At 36.3% G+C, this 2,094-nt stretch carries 2 protein-coding genes; both read left to right on the forward strand.

Annotated features, from left to right (window positions below):
• Positions 1-278: type IX secretion system membrane protein PorP/SprF (locus AAGC65_RS26115; RefSeq protein WP_343115382.1), on the forward strand; the 278-nt coding region annotated here is incomplete at its 5' end.
• A 1,376-nt stretch (positions 279-1,654) separates the two neighbouring features.
• The coding region (locus AAGC65_RS26120) for a hypothetical protein (protein WP_343115383.1) at positions 1,655-2,094 on the forward strand (440 nt) is incomplete at its 3' end.

The following is a 2,094-nucleotide window of genomic DNA, read 5'->3' on the forward strand; positions in this document are numbered from 1 at the left end:
CCGTATTGCTGAAAATGATCAAGCCGGTTCCTACCACTTTCGATGTTAATATGAAACTGTCTTTTCAGGATAAACTTTGGCTGGGAGGATCTTACAGGCGAGGTGATTCTTTTGCAGCGTTGGCAGGCATCAATATTAATTCACTTATCAATGTAGGCTATTCCTATGATTTTACCACTTCCGAGTTACGGACGGTGAGTAGCGGTACCCACGAAATTGTTATCGGCATCCTGCTCAACAATCGGTATAAAGTTACCTGCCCGCAACATACTTTCTAATATACTATTTCTTGCAAAAATGATATTAGCTATATATAAGCTAAATCTGTTGCTGAATAGAATTGGGCTTTCGCAGTAATTAACTTGCCTATCCTCCAATTAATATATCTATTAAAAATTTTTCCTTTTCAAGATAATTCTCTTCGTGTACAGCAGAGCGTTGTAAGGGTAATAGCCCATGAATTGACAGTTTCATCAAACCAGGCTGTTTATCGACTCTCCCCGACATCGCTACGCTTGTCGACCCTCTCTTCAGCTTCGCTGGAAAGAGGGTGATTTTTTTTTCTTTCCTCTTTATCCTTTTTTCCTTTGCCCTCTTTCCGCCACAGGCGAAGAGAGGGCGGTACAGCGAAGCGTAGACCGGGTGAGTCACTTGTAAACCATGCCAATCAAAGTTATGCCTATTTATGGGCTATTACTTTTGTAAGGGTATAATCGGAAAACTCCGGACATGTTAAAATACCCAGGGATTCATGTTCTGTACATACTACTCATATAAATTCAGAGGCAAGGACATCTGTAAATAATAGACAGTTTTTTACACTTGCTGTAAAACAATATGCTATTAATTGTAAAACCTTAATAGGCAGTTTACATTTTTTTTTCAAGTTTTAAAGCTCCTTTATTATTAAATATTAAACAAATAGATTTGATATAAAAATGGGTATTATCCGATCTGAAGCTGTAAGATGTAGCTTAATTTATGATAATATCGAAAGAATGATAAACCAATATAAACCCGAATAATCTCATTCAAAATTAATCCGGGAGGTCTGATTGTTGATCGGTTAAAAGCATGATCATTTAAAATCAACCGGTAACGGTTTTATTCAGTTCAAAAAAATGTGTTTTTTGAACCAATCACGTAAGTGAATATGCGAATGCTTTGCCCCAACCGCTAAAACTCACTTTTCTGCTACATTATTAATCAATATTTTTTAACAATTGTTCTCTGGCGTTACCTAAGCGCCCTGAAACAGTTGCCTTATTCTTCGCAGCGATGCCCATTGGTATATTAATTTAGATAACATAACATCCCCTTTATACGTGGCGCTAAACGCTTACACCGTAGACTTATAATATAGGTCAGGTATCATTACCAGAACACCTTTTGAAGATGATGCCAACACTATTCATTAAATATTAAAAATTAAAATATTTTCCCTTGAGTGATTTTCAAAATTACCTGTGGTTATTATTTTTTTATAACAATCCTTTTACACCTGCCTTGAGAAACAAAGTTAAGCTATAACGAAAAATCCAGAATATAAAAGTCTGGACTTTCTTTGGAAGAAACACCCATTTATTACTTCCAAAAAGAACCTCTCTACCTATGAGTTATCATTTAAATCAATTACAAATTAAAATTAATTTATATGAAGGTTCGTCTTTGTGTTCTTTTTTTTACGCTGATAAGTTTCAAATCATTTAGTCAGTCATCTACATATAATCTAAGTATTGCATCTTCACAACCTTCTATTTGTTCCGGTGGTTATGTAACGCTGACAGCGACTGTTTCAGACAGCAAAAGTTCTTTTAATTATTCCTGGAGTACCGGAGAAATCACTCCTACAATAAGGGTAAACAAAGCCGATACCTATACGGTTTCGGTGTGGGATAATACTGGTAATCTTCAACCATTATCAAAAAGTATAACGATTAATACATCAACCGTTCCTGCCCCACCTATTGCAAAGAATCAGATTATTTGCCGAAACAGTTCGGCGACACTGACAGCAACCGGAACAGATGGCGTTTATCAATGGTATGATGCACCAACAGGGGGAAACTTTTTAGCAAGCGGCGCCTCTTACAC

It is taken from the genome of Mucilaginibacter sp. (genome assembly GCF_039207105.1).
GTDB lineage: Bacteria > Bacteroidota > Bacteroidia > Sphingobacteriales > Sphingobacteriaceae > Mucilaginibacter.